Genomic DNA, 18,018 nt, shown 5'->3' on the forward strand with positions numbered 1-18,018 from the left:
GTACCGCAAGCGTGGAAGAAATCAAAGACGAATCATTTTACTGTTTTTGCCCTGATTTCAGAAAAACAGCCGCTAAACGGAAGCCCCTACAGATACTAGCACCAAATACACCAAGCGAGTTTTAGTGAACCTCTCCCAAGCCGTACTCCTGAATCTTGCGGTATAGGGTGGTGAGGCCGATGTGGAGCAGGCGAGCGGTCTCGGTTTTGTTGCCGCCGGTCTGGGCCAGGATCTTGCGGATGTGGTTTTTCTCAACCGTGCTCAGGGCGGTGTCGCTCTCCACTGTGCCTGCAGCGGTGTTCAAGGACCAGAACTCAGAGGGCAGGAAGTCGGGGGTGAGGGTATCGCCCTCGGCGAGGATGACGGCGCGCTCCAGCACGTTCTTCAGTTCCCGGATGTTGCCTTTCCAGGGATAGGCCTGCAGCTTCTGCACGAACTCGGGACTGAGGTGCTGCAGCCGTGGGTTGAGCTTGGCGGCGAAAACTTGCAGGAAATATTTGGCCAGCGTGGGAATGTCTTCTTTGCGTTCGCGCAGCGTGGGCACCCGCACCTTGAACACCGAGAGGCGGTAGTACAAATCCGGACGAAAATGCCCGGCCTCGGCTTCGGCGGCCATGTCGCGGTTGGTGGCGGCTACCAGCCGGAAGTTGACCTGGATGGGTTTGGTGTCGCCAAGTTTGGTGAAAGTCTGGGTTTCCAGCACGCGCAGGAATTTGGCCTGCAGTTCGGCGGGCATTTCGCCTACCTCGTCCAGAAACAGGGTGCCGGTGTGGGCTTCCTCCAGCAGGCCTTTTTTATCTTGCATGGCTCCCGTGAATGCACCTTTCTTGTACCCGAATAGCTCCGATTCCAGCAAATCTTTGGGAAAAGCGCTACAGTTAAGCGCCATAAACGGTTTGCCGCGCCGGCTGCTGGCCTGGTGAATGGCCTGCGCGAAGAGTTCCTTGCCCGTGCCCGTCTCCCCTTCCAGCAATACCGTGGAATCTGTAGGTGCTACTTTTGCCGTCAAGTCCTTGGCCTGCCGCAACGCGGGCGAGGTACCCAAAATACTATCCAGGCTGTACTTCACGCCCACCTGTTTCTCCAGCTCCCGGATGCGCCGCTGCAAGCTGGCTTTCTCCATGGCCCGTTCCACCACCACCAGCAGTTGGTCGTCTGAGTCGCCTTTGGTGAGGTAGTCAAACGCGCCCATCTTCATGGCCGTCACCCCGTCCTGGATGGTGCCGTAGGCGGTCATGAGAATCACCTCGGCTTGCGGGTACTTCTGCTTTACTTTCTGGAGTACGTTGAGGCCGTGGTCATCGGGGAGCTTCACATCAGAGAGCACCACCCATACATCTTGGGCGTGCTGTTGCAGCATTTCCAGCGCTGCGTGGGCCGTGGCCGCTTGCCGCACGTGGTAGCCTTCCAGTTCCAGCACCCGCCCCAACACGTGGCGCAGGCGCTCTTCATCGTCAATCAGCAATAGTTCTCCCGGGTATTTTGCCATGAGCATGGGTTTGTGGGTGCGAAGCTAAGGAGTTGGAGGGAGAAAAGGAGAAGTTGAAGAATACTATTTACCCCAACATCAATAGGAGCACAAAAATAGGCCCCAAGATTCCTGTTCAATTTCAGATCTATTTATAGTTTTCAATTAGCTTTGAAATTCAAAAGTTTATTTGATGCGTCTCGGCAAAATGGCAGTAAAATTCTATATATTAATTTCTTAACTTGCCCTTTATATAGTATTGATTAATCCGCTGTCTTATGAAATTAAAACTCTACCTGTTCAGATTACTTCCATTTATGCTGTTCAGTTGCGATAAGGAAGAGGAGGTAGCCCCTTCCCCAATTATTGACAGCTATGAAAGAAGTTTTATGGTATCTTCTAATGGAGATGGTCAGGACCAAATTTATCATTCTTACTCTCTCCAACATGATAATAGCGGTAGGGTAACCCGGCGCGGCTGGAAGATCAGATGCCAATTAAGTGTATGCGACCCCTATGAGTCTGGCATTTATGATACGATAGTATACCATGGCAACACCGTTAGACTGACAAGCTTAAGCCGCCACCCTGAACTTACTGTAAGAGAAACTGAAACTCTAATAAAACTTAACAAGGCAAACCAACCAGATTATAAAGTACTGTGGGTACAAGACATAGACCGTATAGATTCTGTGAGGTATTTCTACAGTGGTAAAGGTCAATTAGACAGTTTAACCCAATATGTGGTCTTTTCTTCAGGCAATTACCGCAAAGAAAATACTAAGAAGTTCACCTTTGACGCCCAGGGGAACCTTTCTGAGATAGAAACCAGAAATTACCGCAGCAACGGCAAAATTGCCTCCATTTACACAAATATATTCGGGGACTATGACACGACACCCAACCCGCTTCGGCAGTTATATATGTTTGATGACACCTTTTACCGCTCCCTTTCTAAAAATAATTTCCGCAGTCATCAAACCAAACTATTAGATGTAGATGATAATACCACCTATCTCTCTCACAAGAACACGTGGCAGCTTAAATATGATGAGAGAGGGATACCACTGTTTAAACGCTAATTTCATTAATTTCTAAACTTAATTAGGCGCATTTCTTCTGGTCACCTCCTCGAGTTATATCAAAAGATACAGTTTAAAGAAAGACAATCTAAATCTCCTTAAAATTCCTATCCTCCTTTTAAACTACCCCACTTTCCGCACCAGATACAACCCATTATTCTCACTGGCTTGTTCATTTGAGGGGAAGCTGTATTTCAGGAAGCTGACGTGCGTGCGCGGCAGAAATTCCCGGGGCACCGAGTACCAGCGGAGAAACGTGTCTACGTCATTGAACAGGCCCAACTTCTTGATTCCCCCGCACCTGAATTTGAGTTCCTCTCCACCAATTGTAAGACTGTTTCCCACCTCGCAAGTCCAGGCAATGGGAATGGGCGTATAAGCTAACTCTGAATAAACGCGCTGCTTCTCATAAGACAATATCTTGATGTTCCGGTCAGTGGGATACGCTACCTGTTTCTCCTTCAGAGTAATATCTTGGTACGTCTGCAGGTAGCGGTCGCTGGTGCCCTCAAAATCTGAATACGCTTGCGTTTGGGTGTCTTTGAGCAGGGAGAGGTGGTTGTGCTTGGCGGGGTAGCCCTCAAACCGGATTCCAGCGCGGTATTCTATCTCCTGCAGGCGCGTTTCCTGCGGGGTGGTTATCAAAAGAACCCATTCCCCGTTTATCCGCAGAAAGATAGGGTCATCTTCATGGTAGAGATCAGTGTAGCCGCCAAAGAGAACCACATCGGCATGTTGGTACAGGTCATCAAAGGTTTTCTGCCACTCCTCCTTGTCCAGGCTCTGGTCCAGGTTCAGGACTCGGTTAAAAAGCTGCTTCTCTATTTTCTGCGATGAGAAATCGTAGACCCCGGTGCTGTCAAACACGTATGAGGTGAACCGCGGCAGGTACATCTGGGAGTTTTCCAGCTGGAAGACCTCGTTACCGGCCGCGTCTAGTTTCCTGATGGTAAAATTATCTATGATGAGAAAATAGTTGCCCACGGGATCATAGGTGATGTTGGCGTAGGCTTCTTTGCTTATGCGTTTGATTTCATAGTTTCTTGAACGGACATCATCCTTTAAACTGGGTAAATCTTTCAGTCCAGATTCCTTAAATGTAGAAAGAACATTCATGCTGGTACATTTATCTAAGAACAGAATGAAAAACAGTACAGTCAAACCCAAGATGACAAGGCGTTTCATAGGCGGTAGCAATGGTTTCAGAAACAGGCAGTTCCCCCTGATGAACTCTATATACTCCAATCAGGCGGTAAAGATATTCCTGGTGGCGGCTGGCCTTACGTTCACCGCTGCCTGCACCAGCCAGGAAAGCCAGGAGACGGCAAGCCAGGCCCCCCAGGAAGCAGCCAGCACCCAAGACCAACCGGCCGCTACCTCTCCTCCTTCCGCCGAAAAATATGTAACCAGCTGCGCCGCCACAGAGCCGCTTCTGTACCAAACCGACACCTTCAGTTCGTTCACCGAGGATAAAATGCGCGGCGCAGGCGTGGTTTCCATTCAGCTGGACCTCAACGACCGCCTGGACATTTATTATCTGGATGACGCCCCCTATACCAACCTGGTCTATAACGAAGACAACACCTTCTACACCACAGATCTGCCCCGGAAGGTGGTGGCCCGCGGCCTGGTGCCCGAGGCAGATGTCGCCCAGTTTGACTTTGACGCCGAAGCCCCCAGCACTGACCCGGAGTACCTGATCATTTACCTAAACAAAGAGAAACGGAAAGTGGCCAAGGCCGACGTTAAGTACACCTTCTCCACCTGGGAAAAATATCTCAAAAATCAGAACATCCGGCTCAAAGACTGCAACCTGCTGCCCCACGCCCCCCAGAGCAAAAACCAGGTGTTTGAGGTAACCGCCATCAAAAACGACAGCATCCAAATCAAGTCCTCCAAAGACTGCCAGGGCGACCTAGCTGATTATAAACCCTTTGAAGGTTGGGTGCAATGGAAAAAGGCCGATGTGCTGACCGTGGAGTTTGCGCCATGTAGCTAGAACAAGCTTGTACCGAAAGACAGCATAACTGTTGGGTTGAATATTGATTTTTGCAGGAGATCACGCGTCTGTTTATATCTTCAGGATAAGAAAACGTCTGTTTTCGGGCTGTTTTTGGGAAAGTAGCCCCAAAACACGCTGGCACCATGACATGGCCAGACACAGTCCAGCACATTTGAGGAAGGGAAAACGCTAAACCGTTTCATGCTCTAAGCACGCCCTCATGATAGCTTCTCCCTCTAATGAACTGCGTATTTCCCAACACCTTCTCTTTCTTCATCCCTGGAAAACACTAGCTGGAAAGCAGGCCTTTGATTAGCTGTTGTGTCGGCAGTCTGCGATTGACGGTTTGGTATATTCTCAGCAGATTCCCGTTTTCGGCCTGTTTTCCGGAAAACAGGCCGAAAACGGGAATTCCTCCGCAGGCTATCCCCACCGCCCCATGGCTTTGAAGGGGGACGTGCGGCAACGAATTAACGTATTGCGTTCACCTGCCAAAGCCCTCACGTTTAGTATGTGATTTTTCACAAATCATGTAAAAAAATAATTCGGCTTCCTATCTTCACACACCCCTAAGGAAGGTGGTTGTCAACTTCGTTCGGCGCAAAGCTGTTCACTGTATTTCTTTATTCTATTTTCCTTAAAAAAACGCCACCTGAAAGAATACTATAGATTCTTTTCTTCTGTAAAGCATACTAATCCCAATCTATCTAAACCCATGCCCAAATTATTAACGGCCAGCGCCACAGAGACTCAGTCCCCACTTTGCCAGTTCACGCAGCCAACCCAAAATGAGTCAGAGGGACAGCAGGTCCCGGTAGCGGAACTCAAGGCCAGATGTGACCGCTATTACCACTACCTGGCAGCCTTACAGCCGCCTCAGGAGAACACCATGCTGCGGGCAGCCAATTTCACGGTAGCCTCTATTCTGGAAATGCTTCAGGAGAGCCCGCAAAGCAACTTTATCAGGGTGTACTACGGGATTAAAGAAAACGGGGAGCATGAGCTCTTTATGGCACCCATCACGGCAGACGGTACCCCAGACACCTCAGAAGAGGCCGTGTACGCAGATGACTGCTGCGCCTGCCCTCCTATGTCAAACTGCTCCAATGACGAGTTCCTGTCTACTCTTTAACCCCTTCTCCTCTGGCGGCACGGGTCTGTTGACCGTGCCGCCAGACATTTTTTTATGTGGTCTGTTTATATCTATTTTGCTTTCTTAGCCCTGAGCGTTGTGGTATGGGGCCTCCGGTTCAAGCACCTGGACACCCCGCAGAAGATCTTGGGTCTCTGCCTGGCCATCACGCTGTTGGTAGAGGCCTATGCCGCGCACCTGATGTTTCAAAAAATCAACAATTCCTTTCTCTATCACCTGCTCATCCCGTTGCAGTACCTGTTTCTTTCCGGGGTTTTCTACGTGGCCCTAAGTGGGAAAAGAATCCGCAGGGCTATTCTTCTCACGTTGCCCGTGTATGTGGTGGCGGTGTTGATCTTCTTCCTAACGGTGCAGACAATTCTGGAATACAACTCTTACGCCCGTGTCCTGAAGAATGTGCTGGTGGTGGCCTGGGTGCTCTTCTACTACAGAGAAGTCTTTATTGGGGTAAAAGTCTCTAGTCTGGAACGGGAACCCATGTTCTGGATCAGTACGGGTCTGCTGTTCTATTCCCTGGGCAACGTGTTTGTAGACGGGCTCATGTATTACCTCATCCATCAGTCCTATAGTTGGGCACGTCCTATTTATTTGATCAATGTCTTCCTCGGGATTTTATTGAATCTCACTTTCTTGATATCTTTCCTGGTGAAGAGAGAGCCCCCTAAGGTGGCCACCCCGCTAAAACCGTACCCCAGACCTTTGTAACGGCATGCCCGATGTAGTTTTAATTGTAGCCGTAGGCACCGCCCTGTTTGTGCTGCTGGCTTTGTTTATTGCGTTCATGGTCTTCTATTACCAGAAGAGAAGGCTGGAATACCAGGACGAGGTGAAGGGCTTAGCGGAAACCTACCAGAAAGAGATATTGAAGGCGCAGCTGGAGATGCAGGAGCAGACCTTCCATTCTATTGCGCAGGAAATCCATGACAACGTGGGGCAGATCCTCTCCCTGGCCCGGCTCAACATGAATTCGCTGGAGAACGCCCTGCAGGACCACCACCGGCAGAAAATCACCACCAGCAAAGAACTGGTAGACCAGGCCCTCAGTGATTTACGGGACCTCTCCAAGCGCCTCAACAGCAAATATGCGTCGCAGCAGCCGTTGGCCTCACTCCTTAAAACCCAGCTAGATCTAATCAAAAAGACGGGGGCCGTTGAGACTTCGTTTGACATAATTGGCCAGGAGGCCGGGCTGCTCCCCGAGAAGAAGCTCATCCTTTTCAGGATTGCCCAGGAAGCCCTGAACAACAGCCTCAAACACGCAGACGCCTCTTGCATCTCGGCCCAGCTGGAATTCACCCCCCGGCAAATGACCTTGCGCGTGCTGGATGATGGAAGAGGTCTGGCAAAAAACACGGAGGGTTCTCCTGAGCCGCCTCTCAACGGCACCGGGCTTCAGAACATGAATTTCAGGGCGGGCCTGATTGGCGCTTCCTTTTCCATTACGGGCCAAACAGGCTCCGGCACGCTGGTACAAATAGACTTACCTTTAGAATAGAACGCATGCACGCTCCCCAAACCACCAAAGTGGCCCTGGTAGATGACCACCAACTCTTCCGGAAAGGAATGGCCGAAATCATCAACGGATTCAGTGGCTATTCCATAACGCTGGAGGCCGAGAACGGCAAAGACTTCATTCAGAAGCTCTCCCCAGACAACCTGCCGTCTATTGCAGTGCTGGATATCAGCATGCCCGTGATGGATGGTTTTGAAACCGCCCGCTGGCTCCAGGAGCACTACCCGGACATGAAAATACTGGCGCTCTCCATGAGCAACGAGGAGGAGACCGTACTCAGGATGCTCAAGTGCGGCGTAGATGGGTACGTCCTGAAGAATGCAGATACGTCAGAGCTGCGCATGGCCCTGGAGGCGCTGGAGGGCAACGGGAGCTACTACTCCAACAGCGTCACTGAGATCCTGAAACAGGGGCTTACCTCAAATACCCCGTCTGAACCGGAGCTCTCTGAACGGGAAATAGGATTTCTGAAACTGGCGTGCACTGAACTCCCGTACAAATCCTTTGCACCGCTCCTGAACGTAACCCCCAGAGCGGTAGAGGCTTTACGGGAAACGCTGTTCAAAAAGCTGGAGGTTGCCTCAAGGGTGGGGCTGGCCATGTACGCCATCAAGAAAGGCTATTTCAAGGTAGTTTAACTTTTTGCTTCAACGTCTAACTTAGCAAAGAGTACGTTCATCTAACGGTGGTGGAAACGAGTGCGCAAGTGCCCTAAGCTATAACCCCTTTTCTCTCTGTTTTCGGCCTGATTTTCAAAAAACAGCCCGGAAACAGAAACCTCTTCTCCTCTCCCAATCACAGCTTGTCAAAGCGTACGTTTCCCCCTCTCTGGAAAATTCACACGCACCTTATGTGATTTTTCACACCCTCAGTTAATAGCTCGTTGCCACTGCTTGCGGTACCTTTACCACATCAAACAGACACAGCAACTTCTCTCTCTGAAAGTTCCTGTGAAGAATGACCCTCTTTCTTTTAGCCGAAAGCTGAAAGTGCACCAGCGTTGAAATTATACTAAAACCCATTAAAATATTTCTGCCTGAATGGCCCCAAGAAAATAAACTCCCTTCCCGTCAATATCTGGCACTAGGTACGCTGCCATATTGAACAAGTCCGGGCATTTGCTCCTGAACAGCAAATCCGGTCCTTACAGGCCCCTGGTTGTATCTACTATCTCTCAAACAAATCACAAATTCTATCTTCAAATTTCATTCAACACTACACCTCCCGTTGGCCAGGAGACTTCTCGCAATAGGCGGGTCTTCTAAACCAACCCAAGATACCACCAGGGGCCTTTTACCTAAGCTTTATTACTGGAAATGAATATGACACCGACTCTCATATATTGCAAAATCTAACAAGTACTGCCACAGCCCCAGGCGTCTTCTTTTAACCCGCCCCGGAGAGAGAAAAACCTACAGACAAGAACAGCACTTGGCACGTGTGGGCTTGGCAGTTCTGTTTTCGGCTTACTTTCTTAAAAACAGCCCGAAAACAGAATTCCCCTTCAGTGAGAACCCGTGACTTACCGTTTAACAGCTCTACCCCATGAAATTGAACCTGATCAGAATACACGAAGGAGATGGTCAACACCCCAACAGTGAATACATTTTTCTGCAGGCGCTCACAGCCGGGAACCTGAAAAATTTGGCATTTCACGTTTCCTCTGCGCACAGCGCTTACTTTCCTTTCCCTTCGTTACCAGAGGTTGAAGTGGAAAAAGGAGACTATCTGGTGCTGTACACGGGCTCAGGCAAATATGTGCGGGCTTTTATCAACACGGGGGAACCCCTGCACAAGGTATTTCTAGGAAAGACGGATTGCCTCTGGACCAACCGTGGTATTTCACCGCAGCAGCTGTGCCTCCTGCCCTTAGAAGGGGTTATGGCCTCATCCAGATCGCATAATCAATTGGGTTGAAAGAAAGGGCAGGAACCATACAACGAACCAATTGTTGCTCCTTACATGCGTTTTCGGCCTGTTTTTCCCAAAACAGGCCGAAAACGCATGTAAGTTATAAGTGGCTACAGGATATAATGGCCAGTCTCTCAGATACAGCCCCGTAAGCTCCCCAAATTAGCACGTTCAGGTGTCTGTTAAGGAACGCAGCCAACTACCGCACCAGCTGGGAGAACAACCGCTGCAGGGTTGCCTGAGGATCTTCACACAGCCCCGGGTGAATGGCGGAAAGCTGCACCACTGTACTGCGCGCCGAGGTCAGCCACCGGAACCTGGAGGCAATGGCCTGTTGCCCAATCACCCCGCCCTCTCTCCTGCCGGCGCAAATTTTCACAAACGCCTGTAACCGCTGCTCCAGCTCCTGCACATCCAATTCTCCGGAGAAGACCCGCAGTCTCTCCTCGTTCAGTTTATAGGCCGTCTGCAGGAAGCCCTGTGATGCGCAGAACAGAATCACCCCTACATTGAGAAATTCCTCGCGCGCCACACACGGCACCACCCGTATTACGGCATACTCAAATAAGTGCTTTTCTTGCATGTTGCGCGGCGTTAATAAATACCTCTGAATGAGCCAGTCTGGTCTCCAGAAAAGTGACGTAAGCAGCCCGGTTTTCCTCTGGCGTAGTGAACGGGGAGTCTTCCCCCGCCAGCCATTCATCTGGCACCAGCGCCACAATGGCTTGGAGCCGCTCAGGGGTCAGGATCTGTTTGAATGCCTGGTCTACCGCCTCCAGCTCACTGGCTTTGGGAAGGAGCACATGGTCTTTGATCTGCACAAATGGCTTTTTGGCCTGCTCTTCCACGTTTGGCCAGGAGTGGTGAAAATAAAAGGCGGCCCCGTGGTCAATCAGCCACAGTTCTTTGTGCCACATGAGCATATTGGTGTTGCGGGCGGTTCGGTCTACATTGACCACCAGACAGTCAAGCCAGACTATCTGTGAGGCCAGCAGCGGGGTCACAGTATTCACCAGGGCGTCATAGGTGATGGCCCCGGAGAGATAGTGGAGGCCCAGGTTAAGCCCCTCGCTAAACCGGAGCAGGTCCTGAATCTCCTCATCTGGCTCGGTGCGGCCAAAAGCCTCATCCAGGTGGGCAAACACCAGTTCAGGCACGCGCAACCCCAGCAGGCGGGCTATCTCGCCAGAGATCAGCTCCGCTATCAGAGCTTTGATCCCCTGCCCGGCGCCTCTGAATTTGAGCACGTAGAGAAAGTCATCATCTGCCTCAACAATGGCGGGCAGGGAGCCGCCCTCCCGCAGCGGGGTGACGTAGCGGGTCACCTGCACGGTCCTAATTTCCGGTGGAGAATCTTTCATAGGCTTGGTCTGTTGGCGGCACCCAATGAAGGAGCCGCCTGCAAAGGTGCCTATTTTCCGCAGAACTTTCAGCTATCTGACATAACCAATCCAGAGACAAACGCCATCCTCATTTAAAAATGCACTACTGCCCTCTTCATCATTAGAGAGGTAAGCGTTATTGTTTAGGTCTTCCCTATCCCATCAGCCTCGTTTGCCGTTTTTGGCCTGTTTTCTTAAAAACAGGCCAAAAACATACTTCCAAAAAAATAGCCTTTCTGTCTCATCTACAGCTGTATCTGTTTTATCTCAACACATGGCAGTTGGGCAAACCAATTACTCCGCGGCCAAAGCGGGTATTCAAACTTTTACCAGTTCGCTGGAGTTGGCCAAGTACGGCATCATGGTGAACACTATCTTGCCGGGCTATATTGAACCCGAAATGGTCACGGCCGTTCCGCAGAACATACGGGAGCAGATTGTGGCGCAATTTCCGGTGGGCCGGTTGGGGTATATTGAGGAAGTGGCCAAAGCCGTGACTTACCTCATCTCAGACAAATCTGGGTTCATTACGGGTTCTAACCTCAGCATAAACGGCGGACAGCACATGAATTAAAGTAAAGCTGCGGCTCTTTGTAAATTGGTTTTCCGTTTTCGGCCTGTTTTTGGAAAAACAGGCCGAAAACAGCCGGCTTTTTTACTTTTACCCACAATTGAATTTTCCATTCGGCCACACTACCTGCACTTTTTTTGTAAATTTGAGGTTAGAGCCAAATACCTTGGCCGAGAAGCATGGAATTAGCAAGATTAGAGATTAAAGGCTTTAAGAGCTTCGGCGATAAAGTCACCATCAATTTTGACAGCGGCATTACGGGCATTGTGGGGCCCAACGGCTGCGGGAAGTCTAACATTGTAGACGCCATCAGGTGGGTGCTGGGCGAGCAGAAAACCCGCAACCTGCGCTCTGACAAGATGGAGAGCGTGATTTTCAACGGCACCAAAAACCGGAAGCCCCAGCAGCTGGCTGAGGTGAGCCTCACCTTCAACAACAACAAAGGCATTCTGCCCACTGAGTATTCGCAGGTGACCATCACCCGCCGCTATTACCGTTCCGGCGAGAGCGAATACCTGCTCAACAACGTCACCTGCCGCCTCAAAGACATCAATGACCTGTTCCTGGACACGGGTATCGGGTCAGATTCCTACGCCATCATTGAGCTCAAGATGGTGGATGATATCCTCACCGACAAGGACAACTCCCGCCGGAACCTGTTTGAGGAAGCCGCCGGTATCTCCAAGTTCAAGGTGCGCAAGAAGCAGACCCTCCGTAAGTTAGAGGAAACGGATGCCGATTTGGAGCGCGTGGAAGACGTCTTATTTGAGATTGGAAAGAATTTAAAAAGCCTGGAACGCCAAGCCAAAACTGCCGAGCGATACATTGGGCTGAAAGACGAATACAAGAAACTGAGTTTGGAGTACGCCCGCCGCAACATTGGCCACCATCAGGAGGCGTTGGAGCGGCTGGAAAACGAACTCAAAAAAGAAACCGACCGCAAGGGCGAATATTCTGAGGAACTGGCCGCGCTGGAAGATGCCGTGCAGGAGCAGAAAACGCTGGTAGACCGTACCCAACTGCAACTCCAGAACACCCAGAAAGAGGTACACGAGCATACCAGCCAGCTAAGGCAGTTAGAAAATGAGATTAAGCTGAAGAGCGAGCGGAATCTTTATTTGAAAGAGCGTGCCCGCACCTTGCACCAGCAGATTAACCAGGACACCGCCAATATCGGGCAGACCGAGGCCAGTTTGGGCCAGCTGCAGAATGATTTGGAGCAGGTGCAGGAGGAATTGCTCATTTCTGAGGAGCAGCTGAACATGACCAAGAAGGAACTGGAGCATGTGAACCAGCAGAAAAATGACCTTCAGAAGGAAATGCAGGAGAAAACCCTGGCCCAGCGCCAACTGCAGAACGAGGTCTTCTCTCTGAACAAAAGCATAGAGATTACGCAGGTCCAAATCCAGACGCACCGCGCCGAACTGGAGCGCATGCAGCAGATGGAAGGCTCTGAAAATCAGCTGGCCGAGCAATACCAATCGGCGCTCGCCGAAACCCAGGAGCAGTTGGAGGAAGCGCAAGCGAAGCTGACAGCCTTGCAGGAAGCCGAGCGGCAGTTGCAGGAGGAAATGACCAAGACGGAGACAACGCTGCAGGAATACCGCCAGCAACTGATTGACATCAACCGTCAGCTGGACTCCAAGAAAAACCAGTACACGCTTACCAAATCTCTGGTTGACAACCTGGAAGGCTTCCCAGATGCCATCAAGTTCCTGTACAAGTCCAAGACCTGGCAGAAGCCGGCCCCGCTCCTCTCAGACATCATCTCCTGCGACCAGGAATACAAGGCGGTGATTGAGACGTACCTGGAGCCGTACATGAACTTCTTCGTGGTAGACACGCCCACAGATGCGGTAGAAGCCATTCACCTGCTCAACAACCAGAACAAGGGCCGCGCCAACTTCATCATTCTTTCTGAGGTGGAAGACCTGGAAATGCCCGCCACCTTGAGCACGCCCAAGTACAAAGCCGCGCTGGAAGTGGTGCAGGCCGAGGAAAAATACCACTCGCTGCTGCGCTACATGCTCAACGAGGTCTACATCAGCAGCACTTCTGATACGGAGTTGTTCCTGAGCGACGGACGCACGTACATTTTGAAAGACGGCTCGGTGATTAAAAAGCCGTTGAGTTTATCGGGCGGTTCGGTGGGCCTGTTTGACGGCAACCGGTTGGGCCGAAAACAAAATCTGGAGAAGCTGGCCGAAGAACTGGAGGCGCTGAAAGAAGAGCAGGAGCTGATGAAAAGCAAAATCAGCACGCTGCAGCACGTCTTGCAAAACCAGAAAGAATCTACCCAGGCCGAAGCCATACGTTTGCAGGAGCGCGAAATCAATGCGCTGCAACAGGAACTGGTGAGCCACAAGGTACGGTATGAGCAGTTCCAGCTCAACCTGCAGAACCAGGCCAGCAAAAAAGACGAGCTCTTCGAGAAAATCCAGGAGCTGGGCGAAACCCTGGCGGACCTCCTCCCCGACTCTGAAAGCAAGAACCTCACCCTGAAAGGCTATGAAAATGAGCTGCAGGGGCTGGCGCAGTTGCTTGAGAAGCAGAATGAAATCATCACGGAGGTTGGCGGCATCTTTAACCAGGAGAACATCAAGTTCCACCAGTTGAAGAACCGCCTGCAAAGCATTCAGCAGGAACTGGCCTACAAGCAGAAAACGGTGATGAACCACCAGGAGCGCCTGGTGCAGCTGCAAGATGAACTGGCCAAAGCCGAAGATGAAACCGTGGCCCTGGAGCAGTTCGTGGAAGATCAGACCGCCCTCTTAGAGGAAGGCATGGTGGCTCGCAAAGACATGGCCCGCGAACTGGACGAGGTGGAGAAAGCCTATTTCCAGCTGCGCGGTGAGGTAGATGAGAAAGAGAAAACCATACGCGAGCTGCAGCGCAAGAAGCAGAACACAGATGAGGTGTTCCAGAGCATGAACCAAGCCATCACCGACACCCGCATCAAGCTGGTGGCCGTGATTGAGCGCCTCTCGGCGGAATTCAACATGAGCCCGGAAGAACTGGCCGAGGCCCCGTCAGAGAAGCTGGACATCAGCAACGAGGAACTGAGCCAGCAGGTAAGCACCATCAAGCAGAAGCTGGACAACGTGGGCCCGGTGAACCCCATGGCCGCCGAGGCGTACCAGGAGATTGAAACCCGCCACCAGTTCATCTTGTCTCAGAAGAATGACCTGGTAGATGCCAAGCAGCAGCTGCTGGATACCATTGCCGAGATTGACACCGTGGCCAAGGAGAAGTACCTGACCGCCTTTGACCAGATCAAGGAGAATTTCATCCGGGTGTTCCGCTCGCTGTTCACCGAGGAAGATACCTGTGATTTGTACATCGCAGACCCTAGCAACCCGCTGGAATCAAAGATTGAAATCATGGCCCGCCCGAAGGGCAAACGTCCGTTGACCATTAACCAGCTGTCTGGCGGTGAGAAAACCTTGACGGCCATCTCCCTGCTGTTTGCTATCTATCTCTTGAAACCGGCTCCTTTCTGTATCTTTGATGAGGTAGACGCGCCCCTAGATGATGCCAACATTGACAAGTTCAACAACATTGTCAAGAAGTTCTCTGGTGAATCTCAGTTCATTGTGGTGACCCATAACAAACGCACCATGGTGTCTACTGATGTGATTTACGGCATTACCATGCTGGAGGCAGGTGTGTCACGGGTGATCCCAGTAGATTTACGTGAACTAGCCCCAGAACCAGACCAGGTTGAGGCAATGTCGGCGTAAATTTTTGGCGTTTCCGGGCTGTTTTTCTTAAAACAGCCCGGAAACGCATTCAATTCCTAATCACGCAAATGAGAATTGAGTATGAAACGAGGCGGTGCCTAGTCTCTACATCTTCTAAAATAAAAGAGCGTTTTTGGCCTGCTTTTCTGAAAACAGGTCAAAAACGCTCTTTTTGTTTACTATAATACTTTCTTAGCGTACGCCTTGCGCCGGGTACTTAGGGGTAACGGTGCGGTAGAAAGCTTTGATTTTCTCCAGGTCAGCCTCATAATCGCCGGTAGGGTAAATGATAGGACCTATCCCTGCCTCTTTTTTAGCATAGTCCAGAAATCCCAGAACAATAGGCACCCCGGCTCCCATGGCGGCATGATAAAACCCTTTTTTCCAGCGGGGCTGGTATTTACGGGTCCCTTCGGGGGTTACCATCATGATCATCTGCTCATGGTCTTTGAACAGGTCTACCATGAAACTGACCAGGTTGTTGTTCTTCTTCCGGTCAACGGGAATGGCACCCATAGAACTGATCAGGTTCCCAATAGGGAAGAAAAACGCCTCTTTCTTGATGGTCATCCTCACGGGAATATCCATCAGGTAAAAAGCGGCTCTGGAGTATACAAAATCCCAGTTGCTGGTATGGGGTGCCGCAATCATAACGGCTTTTTTAAGGTCAGGGGGAATGTTGCCTTTTAGCTTCCAGCCGGCAACTTTAAATATGATCTTGGATAACAGTTTCCCGAACATTTTCTTTTAATAGCAGAACAGGCTACAATATTACGAAAAAAACCAGCCGGTTTGGCTGGTTTTCTTTAAGAAGCCCTACTATCTGAGCAGCGCCAGTTTGCGCTCCCTGAAAAGATAAATTTGCAGGCCCAGGTTCAGCGACGGGCCAAACTTGGTGAGGTAGCTGTTCTCTCCTCCAGACGCTCGCTTCTCTTTATACCGGGCCACCATGATGGCCGGTTCAATGGCCACCTTCGGGTTAATAAACATGGCATACCCTATCCCTCCCTTCAGTTCTGAGATATTGGTTTTACGTGAGTTAGCCTCGTTGTTTTTTCCAACAGAATAACTGGCTTCCCCAAAAATACCATTGTTCAGGTAATACCGCACAAACGGGCCTACCAGCAGATACGTCTGGCGCGTGTCACTGCCGCCGTCTGTAGAAGTGCGGGTATGGTTGAGGGTGGCTCGCCCCCCTATGGCCACATCATGCAGAATGAAATAGCCCGCCTTTACATCAAAGTCAAACTGCTGCTCTGAGCTGGAGATTTCCTGACTGCCAAAGTTGTTGTTTACATCCCGGTAGGCACCGGTTATGCTCCCGCCTACCATGACAGATCGTTGAATGATCTTAGCGGGAATTAAGGTACCTCTGTTTTCTTGCGCCATAGCCTTTGAAAAACTCAGAAGTACCAGGAGAGAGTATATTGCTTTTTTCATATAACCAATGTTAAGATGACCCTGATCTTTTTTTTGGTTTATACGAAGCAACACTTCTAATATTTATACCTTATTCAAAGTATATAATAGCACTATATCTTGATTTTAATCTTTATTACTCTTCCTTTACCAGCGCTTGAATCTCTTTGTAAAGCAACAGGGTGTACTCATACCCAATCTCAAAAATCTCCTGTGCTTTGTTAAGGGCGTAGATGTGGTACTCCTTCAGTTTAGGCGGCTCCAGAAAAAGATCACAGTAAGCAATGCGGGGCCTGACATTGGCATTTAGGGCGAGGTGGAAAATGCGCTCTGTCACCTGCCGTATGCCGGGTATTTCTGAATTATGGGGTGTGGGGTTGGCATGTACCCCTATAATTTTGTCACATTCACCCGTAAGGCATTCCACGGGCAGGTTGTTGGCTATACCGCCGTCTACCAGCTGCTTCCCTTGCCAGGAGACTGGTTTAAACAACACCGGCACCGCCGAAGACGCCATTAATGCCTGCACCAAAGACCCCTCTGTGAAATAGACGGTGGTGCCCTCCACCAGGTCTAACGCTGATACAATGACTTTGCAGGAAAGGTCAGCGAAGGTTTTGCCTTGCAGGTGCTGTTCAAAGATTTTCTGCAGGGCCAGGTTGTGCAGCACACCCTTGTTCAGGGCTGGCTTGATCAGTTTAGGGACATTCAGCTCCTGTACCAGCCGCAGCACCTCCTCCGGGGAGTACCCCGCCGAAAGGAAAACAGCGGTAATGGCCCCTGAACTCACCCCAGAGATGACATTGATGGGAACATTTAATTCCCGCAGCGCTTTCATCACCCCCAAATGAACCACCCCGCGGGCAGCGCCACCAGAGAGACACAGCCCCAACCGCATAGGTTACAGCTCTGAGAACTTAAAGATCTGGTCTACCCGCACCCCCTTCTCTGTATGCTTTACGGTACAGCACTCATTGGAGGCATCATGCTCAAAGAACAGCACCCACTGCTCATCGGCGGCCTTGTTCAGAAAGATCTCCTTCTCCCGGAGGGTGAGCAACGGACGGGTATCATACCCCATCACGTACGGCAACGGCAGGTGCCCCACTGAAGGCAGCAGATCAGCCATGTAGCAAAGTGTATGTCCTTTGTACTGAAGCCGCGGCACCATCATCTTATCTGTGTGCCCATCTACGTACGTTAACCCGAAGCCTGGCAAAAACTCCTCCTGCCCTACCGGTATAAACTTGAGTTGCCCGCTCTCCTGCATTGGAAGAATATTCTCTTTGAGGAAACTGGCCTTCTCCCGCGGGTTAGGCTGGGTGGCCCACTGCCAATGGTCTTCATTGGTCCAGTAGGTGGCGTTTGGGAAAACCGTTTCCAGTTTTCCGCCGGCACCATATTTCACGGAACCGCCGCAATGGTCAAAGTGCAGGTGGGTGAGAAACACATCGGTGATATCGGCAAAGCCGAAACCTGCCTGCCGGAGAGATTTCTCCAGGGAGGCATCACCGTGCAGGTAGTAGTGGCTGAAGAATTTGGCGTCTTGCTTGTCACCAATGCCGTTGTCAATGAGCACCAGCCGGTCCTGGGTTTGGACCAGCAGGCAGCGCATGGCCCAGGTGCAGAGGTTGTTCTCATCTGCGGGGTTGGTACGCTGCCAGATGGTTTTGGGCACCACCCCAAACATGGCACCCCCATCCAGTTTAAAATTTCCGGTTTCTATTGGGTAAAGCGTGAACGACATAGGCTTGCGTTTTGCGTCTGTTTTAAGAAA

17 protein-coding genes are annotated in these 18,018 nt (G+C 50.8%); 9 read left to right on the top strand and 8 right to left on the bottom strand.

Annotation, left to right across the window (positions count from 1 at the left end):
- Positions 1 to 121 precede the first annotated feature (121 nt).
- Positions 122 to 1,489, bottom strand: coding sequence for a sigma-54-dependent transcriptional regulator (locus FHS90_RS10270; protein ID WP_182512980.1), 1,368 nt, complete (start codon positions 1,487 to 1,489; stop codon positions 122 to 124).
- A gap of 257 nt (positions 1,490 to 1,746) precedes the next feature.
- Between FHS90_RS10270 and FHS90_RS10275 the strand changes: the two genes are divergently transcribed.
- Positions 1,747 to 2,550: a hypothetical protein gene (locus FHS90_RS10275; RefSeq protein WP_182512981.1), complete on the top strand. Its 804-nt coding sequence runs from the start codon at positions 1,747 to 1,749 to the stop codon at positions 2,548 to 2,550.
- A gap of 123 nt (positions 2,551 to 2,673) precedes the next feature.
- On the opposite strand, the gene FHS90_RS10280 is transcribed toward FHS90_RS10275, so the two are convergent.
- The gene (locus tag FHS90_RS10280; RefSeq protein WP_182512982.1) at positions 2,674 to 3,666 is read right to left on the bottom strand and encodes a hypothetical protein; all 993 of its coding nucleotides are present in this window, start codon (positions 3,664 to 3,666) and stop codon (positions 2,674 to 2,676) included.
- 109 nt (positions 3,667 to 3,775) lie between these two features.
- On the opposite strand from FHS90_RS10280, the gene FHS90_RS10285 reads away from it, so the two are divergent.
- The 6 genes from FHS90_RS10285 (at position 3,776) to FHS90_RS10310 (ending at position 9,135) form a co-directional block, all read left to right on the top strand.
- A complete protein-coding gene (locus tag FHS90_RS10285; protein WP_182512983.1) occupies positions 3,776 to 4,549 on the top strand; it encodes a hypothetical protein in 774 nt (257 codons plus the stop codon).
- A 718-nt stretch (positions 4,550 to 5,267) separates the two neighbouring features.
- Entirely contained in the window at positions 5,268 to 5,684 is a 417-nt protein-coding gene (locus FHS90_RS10290; protein WP_182512984.1) for a hypothetical protein, read from the top strand.
- A 54-nt stretch (positions 5,685 to 5,738) separates the two neighbouring features.
- Complete coding sequence (locus tag FHS90_RS10295) at positions 5,739 to 6,410, top strand: hypothetical protein (RefSeq protein ID WP_182512985.1); 672 nt, start codon at positions 5,739 to 5,741, stop codon at positions 6,408 to 6,410.
- A 4-nt stretch (positions 6,411 to 6,414) separates the two neighbouring features.
- A complete protein-coding gene (locus tag FHS90_RS10300; protein ID WP_182512986.1) occupies positions 6,415 to 7,200 on the top strand; it encodes a sensor histidine kinase in 786 nt (261 codons plus the stop codon).
- Positions 7,201 to 7,205: 5 nt separating this feature from the next.
- The gene (locus FHS90_RS10305) at positions 7,206 to 7,856 is read left to right on the top strand and encodes a response regulator transcription factor (protein ID WP_066835871.1); all 651 of its coding nucleotides are present in this window, start codon (positions 7,206 to 7,208) and stop codon (positions 7,854 to 7,856) included.
- Between the two features lie 907 nt (positions 7,857 to 8,763).
- A complete protein-coding gene (locus tag FHS90_RS10310) occupies positions 8,764 to 9,135 on the top strand; it encodes a lipoprotein TP_1001-related protein (protein ID WP_066835873.1) in 372 nt (123 codons plus the stop codon).
- 193 nt (positions 9,136 to 9,328) lie between these two features.
- Here the strand turns inward: FHS90_RS10310 and FHS90_RS10315 are convergent, their stop codons facing one another.
- Positions 9,329 to 9,712: a DUF3037 domain-containing protein gene (locus FHS90_RS10315; protein WP_066837955.1), complete on the bottom strand. Its 384-nt coding sequence runs from the start codon at positions 9,710 to 9,712 to the stop codon at positions 9,329 to 9,331.
- Entirely contained in the window at positions 9,690 to 10,490 is an 801-nt protein-coding gene (locus FHS90_RS10320; RefSeq protein WP_182512987.1) for a HipA family kinase, read from the bottom strand. Before FHS90_RS10320 ends, FHS90_RS10315 begins: the two co-directional genes overlap by 23 nt.
- A 202-nt stretch (positions 10,491 to 10,692) precedes the next feature.
- On the opposite strand from FHS90_RS10320, the gene FHS90_RS10325 reads away from it, so the two are divergent.
- Positions 10,693 to 11,085: an SDR family oxidoreductase gene (locus FHS90_RS10325; RefSeq protein ID WP_281367893.1), complete on the top strand. Its 393-nt coding sequence runs from the start codon at positions 10,693 to 10,695 to the stop codon at positions 11,083 to 11,085.
- 176 nt (positions 11,086 to 11,261) lie between these two features.
- Complete coding sequence (smc, locus tag FHS90_RS10330) at positions 11,262 to 14,822, top strand: chromosome segregation protein SMC (RefSeq protein WP_182512989.1); 3,561 nt, start codon at positions 11,262 to 11,264, stop codon at positions 14,820 to 14,822.
- A gap of 192 nt (positions 14,823 to 15,014) precedes the next feature.
- On the opposite strand, the gene FHS90_RS10335 is transcribed toward smc, so the two are convergent.
- From FHS90_RS10335 to FHS90_RS10350, 4 genes are all read right to left on the bottom strand, one after another.
- On the bottom strand, positions 15,015 to 15,563 hold the full coding sequence (locus FHS90_RS10335; RefSeq protein ID WP_066837961.1) for a lysophospholipid acyltransferase family protein: 549 nt from the start codon (positions 15,561 to 15,563) through the stop codon (positions 15,015 to 15,017).
- A gap of 78 nt (positions 15,564 to 15,641) precedes the next feature.
- Positions 15,642 to 16,211: a hypothetical protein gene (locus FHS90_RS10340; protein ID WP_161947791.1), complete on the bottom strand. Its 570-nt coding sequence runs from the start codon at positions 16,209 to 16,211 to the stop codon at positions 15,642 to 15,644.
- 166 nt (positions 16,212 to 16,377) lie between these two features.
- Positions 16,378 to 17,139, bottom strand: a complete 762-nt coding sequence (locus tag FHS90_RS10345) for a patatin-like phospholipase family protein (protein WP_182512990.1) — start codon at positions 17,137 to 17,139, stop codon at positions 16,378 to 16,380.
- 3 nt (positions 17,140 to 17,142) lie between these two features.
- Positions 17,143 to 17,988 (bottom strand): MBL fold metallo-hydrolase, encoded by an 846-nt coding sequence (locus tag FHS90_RS10350; protein WP_182512991.1) that lies wholly within the window; start codon positions 17,986 to 17,988, stop codon positions 17,143 to 17,145.
- Positions 17,989 to 18,018: the final 30 nt, after the last annotated feature.

The sequence above is a fragment of the Rufibacter ruber genome, from assembly GCF_014138425.1.
Classification (GTDB): Bacteria; Bacteroidota; Bacteroidia; order Cytophagales; family Hymenobacteraceae; genus Nibribacter; species Nibribacter ruber_C.

Excerpts from the sequence above, each read along its gene's own strand:
- FHS90_RS10305 (WP_066835871.1), top strand. The coding sequence starts at position 7,206 with ATGCACGCTCCCCAAACCACCAAAGTGGCCCTGGTAGATGACCACCAA.
- FHS90_RS10350 (WP_182512991.1), bottom strand. The coding sequence starts at position 17,988 with ATGTCGTTCACGCTTTACCCAATAGAAACCGGAAATTTTAAACTGGAT.
- FHS90_RS10340 (WP_161947791.1), bottom strand. The coding sequence starts at position 16,211 with ATGGCGCAAGAAAACAGAGGTACCTTAATTCCCGCTAAGATCATTCAA.
- FHS90_RS10345 (WP_182512990.1), bottom strand. The coding sequence starts at position 17,139 with ATGCGGTTGGGGCTGTGTCTCTCTGGTGGCGCTGCCCGCGGGGTGGTT.
- FHS90_RS10320 (WP_182512987.1), bottom strand. The coding sequence starts at position 10,490 with ATGAAAGATTCTCCACCGGAAATTAGGACCGTGCAGGTGACCCGCTAC.
- FHS90_RS10310 (WP_066835873.1), top strand. The coding sequence starts at position 8,764 with ATGAAATTGAACCTGATCAGAATACACGAAGGAGATGGTCAACACCCC.
- FHS90_RS10300 (WP_182512986.1), top strand. The coding sequence starts at position 6,415 with ATGCCCGATGTAGTTTTAATTGTAGCCGTAGGCACCGCCCTGTTTGTG.
- FHS90_RS10275 (WP_182512981.1), top strand. The coding sequence starts at position 1,747 with ATGAAATTAAAACTCTACCTGTTCAGATTACTTCCATTTATGCTGTTC.
- FHS90_RS10335 (WP_066837961.1), bottom strand. The coding sequence starts at position 15,563 with ATGTTCGGGAAACTGTTATCCAAGATCATATTTAAAGTTGCCGGCTGG.
- FHS90_RS10295 (WP_182512985.1), top strand. The coding sequence starts at position 5,739 with ATGTGGTCTGTTTATATCTATTTTGCTTTCTTAGCCCTGAGCGTTGTG.
- smc (WP_182512989.1), top strand. The coding sequence starts at position 11,262 with ATGGAATTAGCAAGATTAGAGATTAAAGGCTTTAAGAGCTTCGGCGAT.
- FHS90_RS10270 (WP_182512980.1), bottom strand. The coding sequence starts at position 1,489 with ATGGCAAAATACCCGGGAGAACTATTGCTGATTGACGATGAAGAGCGC.
- FHS90_RS10280 (WP_182512982.1), bottom strand. The coding sequence starts at position 3,666 with ATGAATGTTCTTTCTACATTTAAGGAATCTGGACTGAAAGATTTACCC.
- FHS90_RS10315 (WP_066837955.1), bottom strand. The coding sequence starts at position 9,712 with ATGCAAGAAAAGCACTTATTTGAGTATGCCGTAATACGGGTGGTGCCG.
- FHS90_RS10285 (WP_182512983.1), top strand. The coding sequence starts at position 3,776 with ATGAACTCTATATACTCCAATCAGGCGGTAAAGATATTCCTGGTGGCG.
- FHS90_RS10290 (WP_182512984.1), top strand. The coding sequence starts at position 5,268 with ATGCCCAAATTATTAACGGCCAGCGCCACAGAGACTCAGTCCCCACTT.